Origin of the sequence: Saccharothrix sp. NRRL B-16348 (assembly GCF_001280085.1) — a bacterium.
Taxonomy (GTDB): Bacteria; Actinomycetota; Actinomycetes; order Mycobacteriales; family Pseudonocardiaceae; genus Actinosynnema.
Window position 1 is genome coordinate 1 of sequence record NZ_LGED01000087.1, and the last position, 650, is coordinate 650.

Genomic DNA, 650 nt, shown 5'->3' on the forward strand with positions numbered 1-650 from the left:
ACCCACGACCAGCATGTCCGGGTCGTTCCAGTTGCCCGGACCCGTCTGCGCCGCCAACGGCGCCGTCACGTCCAGCACGTTCCCGACACCCATCGGATAACTGTTGGTGTTCCCGTTCTGCCAGATGTCCAACAGGTCCTCGGTCGTCCGCCACAGATCGGCGACCTCACCCCAGTCGTACTTGTCCCCCGTCGGCGCGTGGAAACTGTTCGAGTTGATGCTGTACACGATCGGACGACCCGTCGCCCGCAACGCATCACGCATGATCGTGAACCGCGCGACCTGCTCATCCCGCGTCCCACCGCCCGAACACCAGTCGTACTTCAGGTAGTCCACACCCCACGACGCAAACGACCGCGCGTCCTGCACCTCATGACCCTTGCTGCCGGTGGAACCGGGATGCGTCCCGACGCCCTGCGCGCAGGTCTTCTCGTTCGGCGCCTGGTAGATCCCGAACTTCAAGCCCTTGGCGTGGATGTAGTCACCCAACGCCTTCATCCCACTCGGGAACTTCGTCGGATGCGCACGCAGATTCCCCTGCGCATCCCGGTTCGGATCGAACCAACAGTCATCCACCACCACATACTGATAACCCGCATCACGCATCCCCGACGACACCATCGCATCAGCCGCCTGCCGGACCTGACCCT

At 63.4% G+C, this 650-nt stretch carries 1 protein-coding gene; it reads right to left on the bottom strand.

The window, feature by feature from the left end; translation table 11 throughout:
• The coding region (locus ADK67_RS10380; RefSeq protein ID WP_197289382.1) for a glycoside hydrolase family 27 protein at positions 1-650 on the bottom strand (650 nt) is incomplete at both ends.